General features: G+C 40.8%; 12 protein-coding genes. 10 read left to right on the plus strand and 2 right to left on the minus strand.

What is annotated here, in order from left to right; all coding sequences use genetic code 11:
• Positions 1 to 42: 42 nt before the first annotated feature.
• The 10 genes from nhaB (at position 43) to F542_RS08265 (ending at position 13,522) form a co-directional block, all read left to right on the plus strand.
• Positions 43 to 1,596: a sodium/proton antiporter NhaB gene (nhaB, locus tag F542_RS08220; protein WP_025267282.1), complete on the plus strand. Its 1,554-nt coding sequence runs from the start codon at positions 43 to 45 to the stop codon at positions 1,594 to 1,596.
• Between the two features lie 12 nt (positions 1,597 to 1,608).
• Positions 1,609 to 2,145, plus strand: a complete 537-nt coding sequence (dsbB, locus tag F542_RS08225; protein WP_025267283.1) for a disulfide bond formation protein DsbB — start codon at positions 1,609 to 1,611, stop codon at positions 2,143 to 2,145.
• A 145-nt stretch (positions 2,146 to 2,290) separates the two neighbouring features.
• Entirely contained in the window at positions 2,291 to 4,366 is a 2,076-nt protein-coding gene (gene metG, locus F542_RS08230) for a methionine--tRNA ligase (protein ID WP_025267284.1), read from the plus strand.
• Between the two features lie 96 nt (positions 4,367 to 4,462).
• Positions 4,463 to 4,882 (plus strand): nucleoside-diphosphate kinase, encoded by a 420-nt coding sequence (gene ndk / locus F542_RS08235; protein WP_025267285.1) that lies wholly within the window; start codon positions 4,463 to 4,465, stop codon positions 4,880 to 4,882.
• A gap of 130 nt (positions 4,883 to 5,012) precedes the next feature.
• A complete protein-coding gene (gene fruB / locus F542_RS08240; RefSeq protein ID WP_025267286.1) occupies positions 5,013 to 6,503 on the plus strand; it encodes a fused PTS fructose transporter subunit IIA/HPr protein in 1,491 nt (496 codons plus the stop codon).
• A gap of 1 nt (position 6,504) precedes the next feature.
• Positions 6,505 to 7,443 carry a 1-phosphofructokinase gene (gene fruK / locus F542_RS08245; protein ID WP_025267287.1) on the plus strand — a complete coding sequence of 313 codons (939 nt, stop codon included), beginning with the start codon at positions 6,505 to 6,507 and terminating at the stop codon, positions 7,441 to 7,443.
• A 164-nt stretch (positions 7,444 to 7,607) separates the two neighbouring features.
• Positions 7,608 to 9,266 (plus strand): fructose-specific PTS transporter subunit EIIC, encoded by a 1,659-nt coding sequence (locus F542_RS08250; RefSeq protein ID WP_015431954.1) that lies wholly within the window; start codon positions 7,608 to 7,610, stop codon positions 9,264 to 9,266.
• Positions 9,267 to 9,330: 64 nt separating this feature from the next.
• On the plus strand, positions 9,331 to 10,026 hold the full coding sequence (locus F542_RS08255) for an aspartate/glutamate racemase family protein (RefSeq protein ID WP_015431953.1): 696 nt from the start codon (positions 9,331 to 9,333) through the stop codon (positions 10,024 to 10,026).
• 179 nt (positions 10,027 to 10,205) lie between these two features.
• Positions 10,206 to 12,041 (plus strand): dihydroxy-acid dehydratase, encoded by a 1,836-nt coding sequence (gene ilvD / locus F542_RS08260; protein ID WP_025267288.1) that lies wholly within the window; start codon positions 10,206 to 10,208, stop codon positions 12,039 to 12,041.
• A 653-nt stretch (positions 12,042 to 12,694) separates the two neighbouring features.
• Positions 12,695 to 13,522 (plus strand): ZIP family metal transporter, encoded by an 828-nt coding sequence (locus tag F542_RS08265; RefSeq protein ID WP_015431951.1) that lies wholly within the window; start codon positions 12,695 to 12,697, stop codon positions 13,520 to 13,522.
• 51 nt (positions 13,523 to 13,573) lie between these two features.
• On the opposite strand, the gene malQ is transcribed toward F542_RS08265, so the two are convergent.
• Positions 13,574 to 15,661 (minus strand): 4-alpha-glucanotransferase, encoded by a 2,088-nt coding sequence (malQ, locus tag F542_RS08270; protein ID WP_015431950.1) that lies wholly within the window; start codon positions 15,659 to 15,661, stop codon positions 13,574 to 13,576.
• Between the two features lie 94 nt (positions 15,662 to 15,755).
• A complete protein-coding gene (gene glgP, locus F542_RS08275; RefSeq protein ID WP_025267289.1) occupies positions 15,756 to 18,125 on the minus strand; it encodes a glycogen/starch/alpha-glucan family phosphorylase in 2,370 nt (789 codons plus the stop codon).
• Positions 18,126 to 18,193: the final 68 nt, after the last annotated feature.

Raw genomic sequence — 18,193 nt, forward strand, 5'->3', positions numbered from 1 at the left:
TATATTACAATCCACACAGTTTTATAATTGTGGCATAATCCTATGAACTCGTTCCAAACTATTCACAAGAATTTTCTGGGTTCAACCCCTAGCTGGTACAAATCCGCGATTCTTATTTTCCTTATCCTTAACCCTATCATTTACTTTTTCATTAGCCCCTTTATCGCAGGTTGGTTACTGGTTGCTGAATTTATTTTTACTTTAGCAATGGCACTTAAATGTTACCCATTACAACCTGGTGGGCTTTTAGCAATAGAAGCCGTTGCGATCGGAATGACAAGCCCAGAGCATATTAAGCATGAAATTATGGCGAATTTTGAAGTCATCTTGCTGTTAATGTTCATGGTTGCGGGCATTTTCTTTATGAAACGCCTTCTTCTATATGTTTTTACTAAGCTACTCCTCGTTATCCACTCCAAAAAAACGCTCTCTCTTGCCTTTTGCTTAAGCGCTGCTTTTTTATCTGCATTTTTAGATGCTCTAACCGTGATCGCAGTGATCCTCAGTGTAGGTATGGGCTTCTATAAGGTTTACCATAAAGTTGCCTCCGGTGGCGGTTTAGAAGATGTTGATAACGATGATGAAAATATCAGCAATGACGACAATATTAAATCGCATCGAGAAATTTTAGAACAGTTTCGGGGCTTCTTACGTAGCCTATTAATGCATGCCGCTGTAGGTAGCGCGCTAGGTGGCGTAATGACAATGGTTGGAGAACCTCAAAATTTAATTATTGCCGCTCAAGCTAATTGGGGATTTGGCGAATTTTTCCTACGCGTATCGCCTATCGGTCTTTTGGTGCTCATTTGCGGTGCTCTAACATGTTATCTCCTAGAAAAATATCGACTATTCGGTTATGGCGACCGCCTGCCTCGCAAAGTTTGGAGCATCCTAGCTCAATATAATCTACGTAAAGAAAAAGAAATGAGTCCCCAAATCCGTATGCAATTGGTTTTCCAAGCAATTGCAGGTATTTGGCTTGTGATTGCACTGGCTTTCCATCTCGCTGAAGTGGGCTTAATCGGCTTAAGTGTGATCATTTTCTGTAGCACCTTTAATGGGGTAACTGATGAGCACTCTTTAGGCAAAGCTTTCCAAGAATCTATGCCATTTACAGCCCTATTAGTCGTCTTTTTTTCTGTTGTTTCAGTAATTGTTGATCTCAACCTATTTGAACCAATTATTCATTTTGTGCTAACCAGTGAGCCCAATTCACAGCTTGCTTGGTTTTATATATTCAATGGCGTTTTATCCAGCATTTCTGATAATGTCTTTGTCGGCACGGTTTATATCAATGAAGCAAAAACCGCGCTTGAAAACGGCACTATTAGCCGAGAAATGTTTGATCTTATTGCTGTCGCAATTAATACGGGGACGAATTTACCTTCCGTAGCAACCCCAAATGGTCAAGCAGCTTTCTTATTCCTGCTAACATCATCCTTTGCGCCACTCATTCGCTTATCTTATGGCAGAATGGTATATATGGCATTGCCTTATACTGCCGTTTTATCTATAGTGGGCTTCTTGGCTCTTGAATTTTTACTCCAACCTCTTACCCAGCTTATGCTTGATTTTGGATGGATAGTTACCCGCTAACAAGGGGATATTATGTTTGCATGGTTAAAAAAACTCTCTCTTAGTCGCAGTACTTGGTTACTTTGTATTCTAAGCGCATTAGCCTTAGAAACCGCTGCACTCTATTTTCAATATGGTATGGGCTTGCAGCCTTGTGTGATGTGCATTTATGAACGTTTAGCGCTACTTGCCATCTTAGCTGCAGGAGCAATCGGCATTATTGCGCCACGCTTTTTCCTTATCCGTTGGGGAGCTTTACTACTTGGCTTGTTTGGTGCGATTAAAGGTTTAATGCTTGCCATCAAACACACAGATTATCAACTCCACCCCGCACCTTGGAATACTTGTTCCCCTTTTTTAGATTTCCCGCCAACCCTGCCTCTTGATAAATGGCTCCCAAGTTTATTTGCTGCCAGCGGCGACTGTAGCAAAATCTCTTGGGAATTTTTAGGATTGATTATGCCGCAGTGGCTCATTGTTGTCTTTGGTATCTACTGTACAATTTTAGTGCTACTCACTCTTGCTCAGTTTAAACGTGGAGTAAAAGCACAAAGAGATCTCTTTCATTAGTTTAATGCTCTACTGATGGTTTTATACAAGCGGTAGTTTTTTGCAAATTTTCTGCAAAAACCTGCCGCTTGTTTTCGCTTGCCCTACCCAACAATGCCCTTTTCCGCTACAATCTGTCTATTTTGAATGTAGAAGAGAAAGAAGAATGTCAAACCGTAAAATTCTTGTTACTTGTGCCTTGCCTTATGCGAATGGCGCAATTCACTTAGGGCATATGCTTGAACATATCCAAGCGGATATTTGGGTGCGTTTTCAACGTATGCGAGGCAACCAAGTGCATTTCGTTTGTGCAGATGATGCACACGGCACGCCAATTATGCTCAATGCCGATAAACAAGGCATTACCCCTGAACAACTGATTGAAAAGGCAAAAGCCGATCACGTTGCCGATTTTGCTGGCTTTAATATCAGCTTTGATAACTATCATTCTACCCACAGTGAAGAAAATAAAGCGATCACTCGCCATATCTATAACACCTTAAAAACCAACGGTTTTATTAAAAGCAAAGTCATTTCTCAGCTGTTTGACCCTGAAAAACAGATGTTCTTGCCAGATCGTTTTGTGAAAGGCACTTGCCCGAAATGTAAAGCAGAAGATCAATATGGTGATAACTGCGAAGTGTGTGCTGCAACGTATAGCCCAACAGAGTTAATCAATCCAAAATCGGCTATTTCAGGTGCAACCCCTGAAATGAAAGACTCGGAACACTTTTTCTTTGATCTGCCAGCCTTTGAAGCTATGCTGAAAGGGTGGACAAAATCGGGTTCATTACAACCTGAAATTGCCAATAAAATGCAAGAGTGGTTTGAAGGCGGGTTACAGCAGTGGGATATTAGCCGTGATGCCCCTTATTTTGGCTTTGAAATTCCAGATGCACCAAACAAATTCTTCTATGTATGGCTTGATGCACCAATTGGCTATATGGCATCGTTTAAAAACTTATGCGACCGTACTGGTTTGAATTTTGACGAGTTTTGGCAAAAAGATTCAGGCACTGAACTTTACCACTTTATCGGTAAAGACATCGTCTATTTCCACAGCCTTTTCTGGCCTGCAATGCTAGAAGGCGCTGGCTACCGTAAGCCGACAAATGTTTTTGCTCACGGCTATGTTACTGTTGATGGGCAAAAAATGTCTAAATCTCGTGGCACCTTTATTCAAGCAAGCACCTACCTTAAACACCTTGATCCTGAATGTTTACGCTACTACTATGCGGCAAAACTCAATGACCGCATTGAAGATTTGGATTTCAGCCTTGATGATTTCGTACAACGTGTAAACAGCGACATCGTGAATAAATTGGTTAATCTCGCTTCTCGCACCGCAGGTTTTATCAGTAAACGCTTTGAAGGCAAGCTTGCCGCAGAACTTGAAGATCCCGCATTATTCGGCGAATTTGTTGCACAATCAGAGCAGATCGCAGCGAGTTTTGAAAAACGCGAGTTTAATAAAGCGATCCGTGAAATTATGGCTTTATGCGATAAAGCGAATAAATATATTGACGACAAAGCCCCTTGGGTAATTGCCAAAGAAGAAGGCAAAGAAGCGGAATTACAAGCGGTTTGTTCAATGGGCTTGGAATTATTCCGTGTGTTAATGAGCTATCTCAAACCCGTGTTACCAAAATTGGCTGAGCGTGCCGAAGCATTTTTACAAACCGAATTGCGTTGGGATAACATTGATACCCCACTGTTTAACCACAGCATTGCACCGTTTAAATCACTCTTTACTCGTTTAGACAAAAAACAAATTGACGCAGTGATTGACGAAACCAAAGCACTCTTTGCTGAAAGTGTGCAAGCGGAGCAAAATAAACAAAAATCTGCAAAAAAAGAGGAAAAAATGACCGCAAGTGAAAACCAAACTGAACGCCAAATTGAGCCAATCGCCCCAGAAATCACCATTGATGATTTCATTAAATTAGATCTGCGAGCGGCAAAAGTGATTCACTGCGAAGCTGTGCCAAAATCGGACAAAATGTTGCGTTTTGAATTAGATTTAGGTGATCACAAACGCCAAGTTTTCTCAGGTATCAAAGCCGCTTATCCAAATCCAGAAGCATTGATTGGACGCTTTGTTGTCGTGATTGCTAACCTTGCTCCACGCAAAATGTCGTTTGGCATCTCAGAAGGTATGATCTTATCTGCTGGCACAGGTGGTTCAGATCTCTTCTTGCTTGATGCTGACAGTGGTGTGACAGCAGGTATGCAGGTCAAATAATTTATCCAAACATTTATAAGCGGTAGGAACTTTTACCTACCGCAGGATATATCACTATCATGGGTAATAATTCCCCTTATAGAGGAGATGAAAAGTATGATCCAACAGACTCTTTCTATCATCAAACCCGATGCCACTCGTCGTAATTTAGTTGGACAAATTCTGGCTGAAATTGAGAAAGGTGGATTAAAGATTAAGGCTCTGAAAATGTTACATTTAAATGCAGAGCAGGCTGGTGGCTTTTATGCTGAACACCAAGGCAAAGATTTTTTTGAACCATTGGTTCAGTTTATGACCTCTGCACCGATTGTTGTGGCTGTGCTAGAGGGCGAAAATGCCGTGCAACACTATCGCGATTTAATGGGTGCAACTGATCCAGCAAAACGCGAAAAAGGCACAATCCGTGATCGCTTTGCTTTAAGTATGCGCGAGAATTCTGTACATGGCTCAGATTCTGAACTTTCAGCAAAACGCGAAATTGCCTATTTCTTTATGCCAAACGAAATCGTATCTTAAAAAAATCCCTTTTTTGTGAGTCAGATCACAAAAAGGGATTTTTTTGTTATTCATTGCTAGATCGGTTTAGCAAAAAATAAAGTAAAATCTTGCAAATTTTTTCAAAAACAAAATTTATGAAGGAGCCCAAATGCTTAATCTTTCAATATCCAACATCAGCCTAAATGGCTCTGCTACTGATAAAGAAACAGCTATCCGCTTAGTGGCGGCAGGCTTAGTGAAAAACGGCAATGTTGCTGAGGGTTATGAAAATGGAATGCTTGCTCGTGAGAACCAAACGTCCACTTTCTTAGGCAACGGTATTGCGATTCCACATGGGACATTAGAGACTCGTGATCTTGTAAAAAATACAGGCGTACAAGTTTATCAATTCCCACAAGGTGTGGAATGGGGTGAAGGCAATATCGCTTATGTGGTCATTGGGATTGCCGCTAAATCTGATGAACACCTTGCTCTACTTCGTCAATTAACTTCCGTATTAAGCGATGAACAAGCGGCAGAAACACTCGCAAAAACGGCAAATTTAGATGAATTTATTGCAACGCTTTCAGGTAAAAAAGCCCTTCCTATCATCTCTGCTGAACTCATTTCTTTAAATGCGCACAGCGAAAGTTTAATTACCCTTTCAGCCATCAATGCAGGTAAATTAACAGAACTTGGTTACGCTAATCCGCAATTTATTAGCCAAGCAGTGGCAAGTCAGCCATTGGCATTAAATGCGAATCTTTTCGTCAGCGATGCACAAACAGGCAATGTGCAAAATGGTATTGCAGTGGCTCGTAGTCAATCAGGCAAAACAGTTGTGTCTGTTAGCGCAGTGGATAATGCATTGGAAAGTGAATTAGCAAAATTATTCAATCAAGATAATCAGCAAATTTTAACGTCGGGTACGGCTGAGCAAATTCTGGCATTATTTGGTGTTGCCTCAAATGTGGTAGCAGAAGTTGCAAGCAATAATGCGGAAAAAGTGATTGGTACATTTACATTGCGTAACGACAACGGTTTACACGCTCGACCAGTAGCAGAATTAGTCAAAATTGTGAAAGCCTTTGATGCAAATGTTACCGTTGAAAATTTAGATCGTGGTACAGCCCCAGTAAGTGCCAAATCTACGATGAAAATTTTAACGCTCGGTGCAGTGAAAGGTAGCAAATTACGCTTTACTGCAGAAGGTTCGCAAGCGTTAGCGGCAATTGAAGCGATTAAAGCTGGCTTTGAAAATGGCTTAGGCGAACCCGTGAGCTTTGTACCAGGTGAAGCTGATATTATTGAGCAATCCGCTGCACAACAAGCGGTTGAAAATCCGCAAAATTCTGCAAATACAAGTGAAATTGTGGCAAACAATGGCGAACTAGAAGCCACTTTTGTGATTCGTAACGAACACGGTTTACACGCTCGTCCATCAGCAATGCTTGTAGCAGAAGCGAAAAAATATAATGCCGATATTAAAGTACAAAACGTTGATCGCAATAGCGATTTAGTCAGTGCGAAAAGTATGATGAAAATCGTGGCATTAGGCGTAACCAAAGGCCATCACTTACGCTTTGTGGCAAGTGGTGAGCAAGCCAAAGAAGCGTTGGAAGGCATTGGTAAAGCGATTGAAGCAGGATTGGGAGAATAAGATGACGCAACGTATTGCAACCGTTACGCTTAACCCTGCTTTTGATTTAGTCGGGCGTTTAGCAAAAATTGAGATTGGTGAAGTGAACACCGTTGAAACGCTTGGTATCTACCCTGCGGGTAAAGGCATCAATGTTGCCAAAGTGCTTGCCGATCTTGGCACGAATTTAACCGTTACTGGCTTTTTAGGCGAAGAAAATCAGGGTGATTTTGTGCAATCTTTTGCCAAAAATGGGCTGGTTGATGACTTTTATCGTATCAATGGCAAAACGCGCATTAACGTAAAAATCACAGAAACCGAAGCTGATGTGACCGACTTAAACTTCTTAGGTTTTGAAGTTTGCACCAATGATTGGCGTAAGTTTTCTGCGCTTTCTCAAAGCTGGGAAAGTCAATTTGATTTAGTCGCTGTCTGTGGCTCATTGCCTCGTGGTGTATCGGCAGAACAATTCAAAGAGTGGTTGATAACACTGCATAATCAAGGTATCAAAATTGTATTAGATACCAGCAATCAAGCACTCACCGAAGGTTTAAAAGCACACCCTTGGTTAGTCAAACCAAACCGCCGTGAATTGGAAGTGTTAGTCGGTCGTAAATTGGATAATCTTAATGAGGTCATCGCTGCCGCCCAAGAACTTCGCAATAAAGGTATTGAAAACGTGATCGTTTCAATGGGCGAACAAGGCTCAATTTGGGTCAATAATGAAGGTGTGCTCATTGCTCGTCCACCACGCTGTGAAAATGTGGTCAGCACTGTGGGTGCAGGGGATTCAATGGTCGCAGGTTTAATCTACGGCTTTGCACAAGGCTGGGATAAAGCGCAAACCTTGAAATTTGCTTCTGCAACCTCTGCCAATGCCGTTGCACAAAGCAATGTGGGCGTGGCAGATCGCAGTGTGATTGATAGTCTTGCTCAGCAAGTGGAAATCACAGAGATTTAAAATCTCCCCCCTCCCCCTCTTTTTCAAAGAGGGGGTGATCGTTCAGTAATTAATCGTTGCTCAGTGCATTATTCTACACACGAATGATCGTCCCCTCTTTGAAAAAGAGGGGATAAGAGGGGAGATTTAAAGTTATTTTCAACATTAACAAAAGGAACTCAAAAATGAACATTTCATTTCTTTTTCCTGCCAATGTCGGCAAAGCTCGCCAATTTTTAGTGGGCGAAGTGCTGGCTACGGCTGCAAAACAACAAGGGCATGACGTAGTTTCAGCAGAACTTGCTGATTTCGTGGTGCTATTTGATAATGAAATTCCAGCCCAAGCCGCAGGTAAAAAAGGGGCGGTGCTCAATTTAGATCAGGCTTTTGCTCAGCCTGAATCAGCATTACAACAAGCGGTTTATTCTGCTCAAATTTTTGCAAATGCGACAACAACAGCCGTTTCAACTAGCGGTGTAAAAAATATCGTAGCCGTTACCGCTTGCCCAACTGGTGTAGCACACACCTTTATGTCTGCTGAGGCAATTGAAAACTATGCCAAAGCACAGGGCTGGAATGTGAAAGTAGAAACTCGTGGTCAAGTGGGTGCAGGTAATCCAATCAGCCCAGAGGAAGTCGCTGCGGCGGATTTAGTGTTTGTTGCTGCCGATATTGATGTGGATTTAAGCAAATTTGAAGGCAAACCGATGTATCGTACTTCTACTGGTTTAGCCTTGAAGAAAACCGCACAAGAATTTGATAAAGCTTTCAAAGAAGCCAAAGTTTACACAGGCGGTGCAGTAACAGCAAAAGCTAATGATGAATCTGCAAGCCAAGAGAAAAAAGGTGTGTATAAACACTTAATGACCGGTGTTTCGCATATGTTGCCTATCGTAGTCGCAGGCGGTTTGTTAATTGCGATCTCCTTTATGTTTGGTCATACCGCATTCCAAGATGAATCAATTGCATTCGGCTTACCAAAAGCGTTGATGGATATCGGTGGTGGTGCGGCATTCCACTTAATGATTGCAGTATTCGCAGGTTATGTGGCCTACTCTATTGCAGACCGTCCAGGTTTAGCCGTCGGTTTAACTGGCGGTATGTTAGCCACAACCGCAGGCGCAGGGATTTTAGGCGGTATCTTTGCCGGTTTCCTAGCGGGTTATGTGGTGAAATTCTTAAATGACAAGATCCAACTTGCTCCAAGTTTTGCCTCACTTAAACCGATTTTAATTTTGCCTTTACTTGGCACAGCGATTGTAGGTCTTGCGATGATCTATCTCATCAACCCACCAGTGAAAGCGTTAATGGATAGCCTTGTGGCTTGGTTGAACAATATGGGACAAACCAATGCTATTATTTTAGGTGCTATTTTAGGCGCGATGATGTGTGTGGATATGGGCGGCCCAGTGAATAAAGCCGCTTATACCTTTGGCGTGGGCTTAATTGCTTCACAACAATATGCCCCAATGGCTGCGGTCATGGCAGCAGGTATGGTTCCGCCTATCGGTATGGCAATTGCAACAATGATTGCACGCAATAAATTCACCGTAAACCAACGTGATGCAGGTAAACCAGCCTTTGTATTAGGTTTATGCTTCATCTCAGAAGGTGCATTACCATTCGTTGCAGCCGATCCTGTACGTGTAATCGGTACCTCTATCTTAGGCGGTGCTGTCGCAGGTGCAATTTCTATGAGCTTAGGTATTACGCTTCAAGCCCCACACGGTGGTTTATTCGTGATTCCATTTGTTTCTGCTCCTGTGATGTATATTGCAGCCATTGCAATCGGCTCAGTTATCACTGGTGTCACTTATGCATTAATCAAACCCAAAGCAGAATAAGCTTGACTGAAGCAATCTTAAGGCAGACATAAGTCTGCCTTATGTTTAACCTAGAGGAAGTAAAATGAAGACTCTTGGCATAATTGGTGGAATGTCGCCAGAAAGTACGGCAACCTACTATATAGAAATTAATCGATTAGTTAATCAAGTAAGAGGAGGAAATTATTCTGCGCCCATTTTGCTTGATAGTGTAAATTTTGAAGATATTGTGCAATGCCAAAAAAATAGAAACTGGCAACAAGCGGGCAAAATTCTAGCAAAATCTGCAAAACGCTTAGAGCAGATGGGGGCAGAGGCTATTTTGCTTGCCACCAACACTATGCATAAAAATGCCCCTGAGATTCAAGCTGCTATTAATATCCCTTTTCTGCATATTCTAGATGCTACAGCTAAGGCAATTAAAGCACAGGGCTTACATAAAATTGGCGTACTCGGCACAGCATTTACTATGCAAGATCCTTTTTACCAAGATGGGCTACTTGAGCGTAGTATTACAGCCATCATGCCAACGCTTGTCGAACAAGCAGAAATTCATCGTATTATTTTTGAAGAACTGTGTTTAGGAAAATGTCTGCCTGAAAGCAAAGCTTTTTACCTTAGCGTCATTGATAAGCTAGCCACTCAAGGCGCAGAAGGCGTGATTTTAGGTTGTACTGAAATTGGGTTACTGGTGCAACAACACGATCACTCACTCCCGTTTTTTGATACGGCACAGCTCCATTCACAAATGGCTGTTGAATTTATTTTAGGAAACAAATAATTCCATCTTACTCTTTCAGCTAGTTGGAGTTACTTAAGAATTTGGAAGAAAAGTAATTGTAGTGCTAACGGTATATTTTACTTACCCTAACAAGCGCTCAAATTTCCTTTATCTTTTACAAAAAACCGCTACAATCCGATTCTTTACACAAACACAACATTTAAAACTTGGAGTAGATTATGCCTAAATTAAGATCAGCGACCAGCACACAAGGTCGTAATATGGCAGGTGCACGTGCATTGTGGCGTGCGACAGGAATGAAAGAAAACGACTTTGGTAAGCCGATTATTGCGGTAGTAAACTCATTTACCCAATTTGTACCGGGACACGTTCATTTAAAAGATATGGGGCAATTGGTTGCTGAACAAATTGAAAAAGCAGGCGGAGTGGCAAAAGAGTTTAATACCATTGCAGTGGACGATGGGATTGCAATGGGACACGGCGGTATGCTCTATTCGCTCCCAAGCCGTGATTTAATTGCTGATAGCGTAGAATATATGGTAAATGCTCATTGTGCTGATGCGATGGTCTGTATTTCTAACTGCGATAAGATCACACCGGGAATGTTAATGGCAGCATTGCGTTTAAACATTCCGACTATTTTCGTTTCAGGCGGCCCAATGGAAGCGGGCAAAACGAAACTTTCTGATCAGCTTATTCGTTTAGATTTAGTGGATGCGATGATTCATGGCGCAAACCCTGAAACCTCTGATGAAGATGTGGCGATTATTGAACGCTCAGCTTGCCCTACTTGCGGATCTTGCTCGGGTATGTTTACCGCTAACTCAATGAACTGCTTAACCGAAGCTTTGGGGTTAAGTTTGCCGGGTAACGGCTCAATGCTGGCAACCCACGCTGACCGCAAACAGCTTTTCTTAGATGCAGGTTCGCAAATCGTTGAGCTTTGCAAAAAATACTATGAGCAAGATGATGAATCGGTTCTGCCTCGTTCTATTGCGAGCAAAGCGGCATTTGATAATGCGATGAGCTTAGATATTGCGATGGGCGGCTCAACCAATACCGTTTTACACTTATTAGCGGCTGCACAAGAAGCGGAAGTGGATTTCACCATGGCAGATATTGACCGCTTATCTCGCCAAGTGCCGTGTTTAAGCAAAGTGGCTCCAAATACCAATAAATACCATATGGAAGATGTACACCGTGCAGGCGGTATTATGGCAATTTTGGGCGAATTAGACCGTGCCGGCTTGCTCAATAACCAAACTCGCACCGTATTGGGTATGACTATTGGCGAACAGATTGCCAAATATGATATTAAACTCACCCAAGATGAAGCTGTGCATAAATTCTTCCGAGCAGGGCCAGCAGGCATTCGCACCACCAAAGCTTTCTCACAAGATTGCCGTTGGGATAACGTGGACGATGACCGCCAAAACGGCTGTATCCGCTCAAAAGAATTTGCATATAGCCAAGACGGTGGTTTAGCCATGCTTAAAGGCAACATCGCAATGGACGGCTGTATTGTAAAAACCGCAGGGGTAGATGAAAGCATTCTCAAATTCAGCGGTGAAGCCATTGTATTTGAAAGCCAAGAAGATGCCGTTGCGGGTATTTTAGGCGGTAAAGTGCGTGCAGGCCACGTTGTCGTGATTCGCTATGAAGGCCCGAAAGGGGGGCCGGGTATGCAAGAAATGCTTTACCCAACTAGCTATCTCAAATCAATGGGCTTAGGCAAAGCCTGTGCGTTATTAACCGATGGACGTTTTTCAGGTGGCACGTCAGGACTTTCTATCGGACACTGTTCCCCAGAAGCTGCTGCTGGCGGTGTGATTGGCTTAGTGAAAGATGGCGATAAGATTGAAATTGATATTCCAAATCGCAGCATTGAACTGATTGTGCCACAAACCGAGCTTGATGCACGCCGAGCAGAACAAGATGCCAAAGGCTGGCAGCCTGCCAACCGCCAACGTGAAGTCTCCTTTGCGTTAAAAGTGTATGGACATTTTGCAACTTCTGCGGATAAAGGGGCGGTGAGAGATAAAACGAAAATTTAATCTCCTTAACAAGCGGTCAGATTTTGCAATTATTTTGCAATACTAGACCGCTTGTTGCCCTCCTTTCCTCAATACATAGCATATAAAGATACCAGCAATCACTGCTGTTATTACATTAACCCAAACCCAGCCATTTTCATAAACAAGGAACACTCCTACGGAAAAAGATGCTGCCAGATTGCAAAAATATGTAATCAGCGAATTCATCCCTTGTACTTTGTGTTTGTGATATAAAACACTCTTCCCACTGCACACTTGGTTTTAATAAGGTATTTTCTTTTCCAAATAAGCTGTTGGTATAGTCAGTATGACAAAAAGGATAATAACAAATAGAAAACCACCTAAAAAATGCGACTAATGTGATGTATTTCTTCATAATGTAATCCAACTAGAATTCTCCAAAAAACCGGCATTTGGATATTAACTCAATAAAATCACTAGGATGTTTATCCGAATAAATTAGTGGTTGCGCTGCTGCTTTGAAATCAGAGACTATTCCACCCCAAATAGCACTTTCATAGCAAAATTTTATAGACTGAAATCGAGAAATATTTAGTGTATTACAACCAAAAACAAATTAAACTGAATTAACAAGGATTGAGTTTGGCGTTGCCCTAACTCGGTAAATAAATTAATTAAATAATAGGTCAGGGATGTTAGATTATTTTTCTACACTTCACCCTGCGAGTCAGGCGCTGATCGCGGGGCTTTTTACATGGGGTTGTACTATTTTCGGTTCAGCATTTGTCTTTTTCTTTAAACAAGTTAATCAAAAATGGCTGGACTCTATGATGGGGTTTGCAGCCGGAGTAATGATTGCAGCAAGTTTTTGGTCGTTGCTTGAACCGTCATTGGAATATGCGGAAAAAGGTTATGGAGATTGGAATTGGTTACCAGCTGCCATTGGTTTTTTAGCGGGTGGATTTTTTATTCGTTTAATTGATTATCTTGTCCCCCATTTGCACTTAGATAAGACTTCGATCACTGATGCTGAAGGCGTAATAGCACATAAAAATTTATCTAAATCGATGCTATTATTCCTTGCCATTACTATCCATAATATTCCTGAAGGGTTAGCGATTGGTGTTACCTTCGGTGCATTATCTTCTGTCACAGATACCTCTGCGGCATTAATGGGGGCAATTGGCTTAGCTATTGGGATTGGTTTACAGAATATACCTGAAGGCTCTGCGCTCTCTATGCCTATTCGAGGGGAAGGGGCTAGCCGTTGGAGAGCCTTCTGTTATGGTTCTATGTCAGCAGTGGTTGAGCCGATTGCGGCCGTACTCGGCGCCATTTTTGTCCTTTCAATGACAGCAATTCTACCCTATGCTCTCGCCTTTGCAGCTGGGGCTATGATCTTTGTCGTGGTAGAAGAGCTGATTCCTGAATCCCAAAGCAACGGTAATACCGATATTGCAACCCTATCATTGATGCTTGGCTTTGTATTAATGATGGTACTTGATGTGGCACTAGGATAACTGCCAGATATGCGGTAGTTAATCAAGCCACCGCATGTTCTAATATTTTCACTAAGTACATGAGTCAGTTTTACGAATCTTATTCACCTCATTCAGTAATGTATTAATTTCATTATCTGCAAAAATATCCGTAATATTTTTAGCTAAGCGCCGGCGCCAATTAGCATATTGTGTACTTGTACCAGGAATATTTACCGGTTCACTCATTGCTAACCAATCTTCCGGTTGAAATCCAAACAAGCCGCTATTTACATGCGCGACATAGCGTTGTAGCTGATGAATAAATTGCGTATTAACCGTAGAATTCAGCTGTGGCGTAATATCTGCCTCGAAAGGTACACCATATTGTTTTAACCGCTGCAAGATTTTTTCTTTTGCTTGCACACGCTGGCTTTGTAGGATGGTAAGTATCTTAGTATCTGGATATACACCAAATTTTTTGCCTAATTCGAAATCATAACCTTGCCAATAACCATAGATAGTAGGTAAATCATGCGTGCTTAACGTTGTCATGGCTTGGTAAGGGTAATGGTTTAGCGCTCGACTTCGCCCCTGTTCATCAAACTCAAAATAGAAAATTTTATACGATAAAATACCCGCATGCTTAAGTTTACTGACAATTTCTTTAGGGACTGTACCTAAATCCTCTCCAATAATCAGACACTGATGACGCTGGCTTTCTAAAGCTAAAATTGCAATTAAATCATCAACAGGATAGCTTACATATGCGCCATTAATTGCACTATCACCTTTCGGAATCCACCATAAACGCAATAAAGACATAATATGATCGATTCGCAATGCACCACAGTGTTGCATATTTGCTCTAAGCAACTCAATAAACGGCTGATAAGCACGCTGTTTTAATACATGCGGATTCATTGGCGTGAGTCCCCAATTTTGCCCCTGTGGTCCCAAGATATCAGGCGGAGCCCCAATTGAAGCTTTTAAACAATAAAGCGGTTTATCCCCCCAAGTTTCTGCGCCGTTATGACTTACTCCCACTGCTAAATCTCGGTACATCCCAATGCGCATATTTTTCTCTCGGCACATGGCATCACATTCAGCTAACTGCTGATCGGCAATAAATTGCAGCCATATATAAAATTCGATCTCATCTTTATGTGTAACACGAAACTGTTGCACTGCTGCGGAATGATAATCTTGATATTCTCTTGCCCAGAAATCCCACCCCCATTGCTCTTTATATTGATTGGCTAAATGCTGGTGTAGGGCATCAAAAGTCGCTTGAATTTGTAAACCCTCGCCACCTTTTTTTATAAACTCATGAAACGCAGTATCCGAGCAAGCGGTTGAATTTTGCTGAAATTTTGCAAAAGCAAAATGCAGTCCTTTCAATTTTAAGGGCAAAATTTTGCTGTAATCTAACCAATCTTGCTGACGTAATTGAGTTAATTGTTGCTGAATTTCCGCTGAATTAAACCAAGCCTGAGCTTCATCATTTTGCTGAAATTCAATTAGCTGGTTAATATCAATATAAGCAATATTTATCCACTGCCGTGAGGAAGGACTATAAGGACTGGCAGCCTCAGGATTAGCAGGAAATAATGAGTGAATAGGGTTTAAACCGACAAAATCAGCCTGATGTCGCGCAATATTTTGGATAAAATCTTTTAAATCACCAAAGTCACCAATTCCCCAATTTTTCTCAGATCTTAAGGTATAAAGCTGTAAAAATGTTCCCCATAATTTTTTATGTTCCTGTAGTGCTTGAGGTTGATAGCAACATGTTGGTGCCACAATGACAGTGCAATTAAATGTTTGCTTAGCTGTTATTATTTTTAATTGGTGATAGCCCAAAGGCAAATGGTCTGGTAATGCGATACCGCGTTTTTTTATTTTTCCTTGAACTATTTGTGTACTATTTTCCAGTTGTAATTGCCAAGTACCAATTAAGGGCTGTTTTTTATTTGCTAAGTTTAAAGGTAAAAAATGTGGTTGGTGCTGGTAAAAAACTTTTACACTAGGAATGGGAGTAAAATTGCTATTTGAATGGTGATTAAAAGTTTTAAGCAACGCTTTTTTTATATCTAATCTTGCCCATTTTTTTATTCCTCTCTCATCAAAAAAATAGGGCAAAATACCTGCATAAGCACACTGTCTTTCTATTGTTTTCATAATTATTCTCCTAAAAAAGAGCATAGAAAATAAGTGGCTTCTCATTAAGTTTATGTTCAACATATCCTAAATAAGAAGCCATCTAGTAGCATTATTATTTAGCTTGCCAAATTCGTTGTTGATAATCTCTGATTGAGCGGTCTGAACTAAATATGCCTAAACGAGCTGTATTTAAAATTGCGCTGCGTACCCAAGCTTGCTGATTTAAATAAGCATGACTAATTTTAGCTTGAGCTTGACGATAGCTATCGAAATCAGCAAAAACCAAGAAAGGGTCTTGCTCTAAGAGACTATCTAACATTAGCTTGAAGGTTGTTTTATCACCTTTTGAAGCTTTGCCCGTTGCCAGAAAATCCACAGCTGCTTTTAACACCATATCTTGATGATAATATGCCTTAGGCTGATAACCACTTGCGAGTAACTCACGAATGCTTTCAACCGTATGCCCGAAAATAAAAATATGCTCTTCTCCTACCATTTCTGCAATTTCAACATTCGCCCCATCTAATGTTCCCAAGGTTAATGCCCCATTTAAAGCCAATTTCATATTACCTGTGCCCGAAGCTTCTTTACCCGCCATAGATATTTGCTCTGATACATCAGCCGCAGGAATAATTTTTTCAGCAAGGCTAACTCGATAATCTGGTAAGAATGCAACTTGTAAACGATCATTAACCTGTTTATCGCTATTAATAATCCTTGCTACGTTATTAATCGCATGGATAATATTTTTTGCTAAAAAATAGCCTGGCGCAGCTTTACCAGAAAATAAGAATACTCGCGGAGTATATTCTTGATTTGGATTTTCTTTAATTGCCTGATAAGTAGCAATAATATTTAACAGATTAAGATGTTGGCGTTTATATTCATGAAAACGTTTAATCTGCACATCAAAGATAGCATTAGGATTAACATTTAATCCTAATGTTTGGTTTATTTCATTTGCCAAAATGATTTTATTATTTGTTTTAATCTGCTGATATTTATCTTGAAATCCAATGTCATCTACATATTTTTCTATTCCTTGTAAGAGTTCAAGATCTCTTGTCCAATCTTGCGTTAAGCAATGATCTAACAAGCTACTGAGCTGTGGATTGGCTTGTCGAATCCAACGACGGGGCGTCACACCATTCGTCACATTGCAAAATTTTGTTGGAAATAGCTGATGATATTCTGGAAAGAGATCCTTAATTAGCAGATCAGAATGGATTTGTGCAACACCATTAACACGGAAACAAGTGACAACACAAAGATTTGCCATACGCACTCGATAATCAAAAAGTATTGCAAGTTTTTCCCATACTTTAGCATTATCACCAAACATGGATTTCACCTGTTCATGGAATAAGTGATTAATTTTTTCTACAATTTGATAATGACGAGGCAATAATTGCTTGAATAAGCGTTGATCCCACTGCTCAAGAGCTTCTGGTAGCAACGTATGATTAGTATAAGCAAATGTGTTTGAACAAATATCCCACGCCTGTTTCCAAGTAAAATGGTGCTCATCCAATAGTAAGCGCATTAACTCAGGGATCGCCAAAGTTGGGTGAGTATCATTTAGCTGAATAACTTGATGCTGCGCTAAATCTGCTAATGGATAGCCTGCTGCAAGATGGCGTTCTAAAATATCAGACACAGAACACGCACAATGAAAATATTGCTGCATTAAACGTAATTTTTGCCCTGCCTTATGATTGTCATTTGGATAAAGCACTTGTGTTAAAGCCGCGGCATTAACAATATTTTTATCAGCCGCTAAAAATTTTCCATCGTTAAATGCTGAGAAATCGAATGCCTGATCGCTATCTGCTTGCCACAAGCGTAATACTTGAACAATATTATTTTTATAACCCACAATAGGTAAATCGAATGCTTTACCTTGAAGAGTAAGCTTAGGAGTCCATTCATACTGATCTGCTTGAATATGCTTAGTTTTTCCACCAAAGCTAATTTGATGAATTTTGGCTGGGTTGAAGCGATGCCAAGGGTAATGATCACGATTCCAAGTATCTGGGGCTTCTTGTTGCTGCCCATCTTCAAAATGCTGCTTAAATAAACCATATTGATAATGCAGACCGTAACCTGTGGCAGGTTGTCCTAATGTTGCCATTGAGTCTAAAAAACAAGCAGCTAAACGCCCTAATCCACCATTCCCTAGGGCTGGATCACGTTCTTGTTCTAAAATATCTACTAATTCAATCTGATATTGTTTAAGATAATCTCGAACTTGTTCATAGTAACCTAAGTTAAGTAAATTATTGCCCGTTAAACGCCCAATCAAAAACTCCATTGATAAATAATTTACATGACGAGTCCCATCAACTTGTACTGGTGGTCGCTGATAAATAAGTTCAAGAGAACCTTCTGCAACAATATGATACCATTGCTGCAAAGAGAGTTTTTCAGGCCCAATAACATCAAAATAACGACAGTATTTTTCAACAATAGCTTTAAATTCCATAGGAATCTCCTAGTAAAAATTAACTGTCGTGTATTATGTTTCATCAAATAAAAATCAAATCATCCTTG

This window comes from Bibersteinia trehalosi USDA-ARS-USMARC-188, from assembly GCF_000521725.1.
Classification (GTDB): domain Bacteria; phylum Pseudomonadota; class Gammaproteobacteria; order Enterobacterales; family Pasteurellaceae; genus Bibersteinia; species Bibersteinia trehalosi.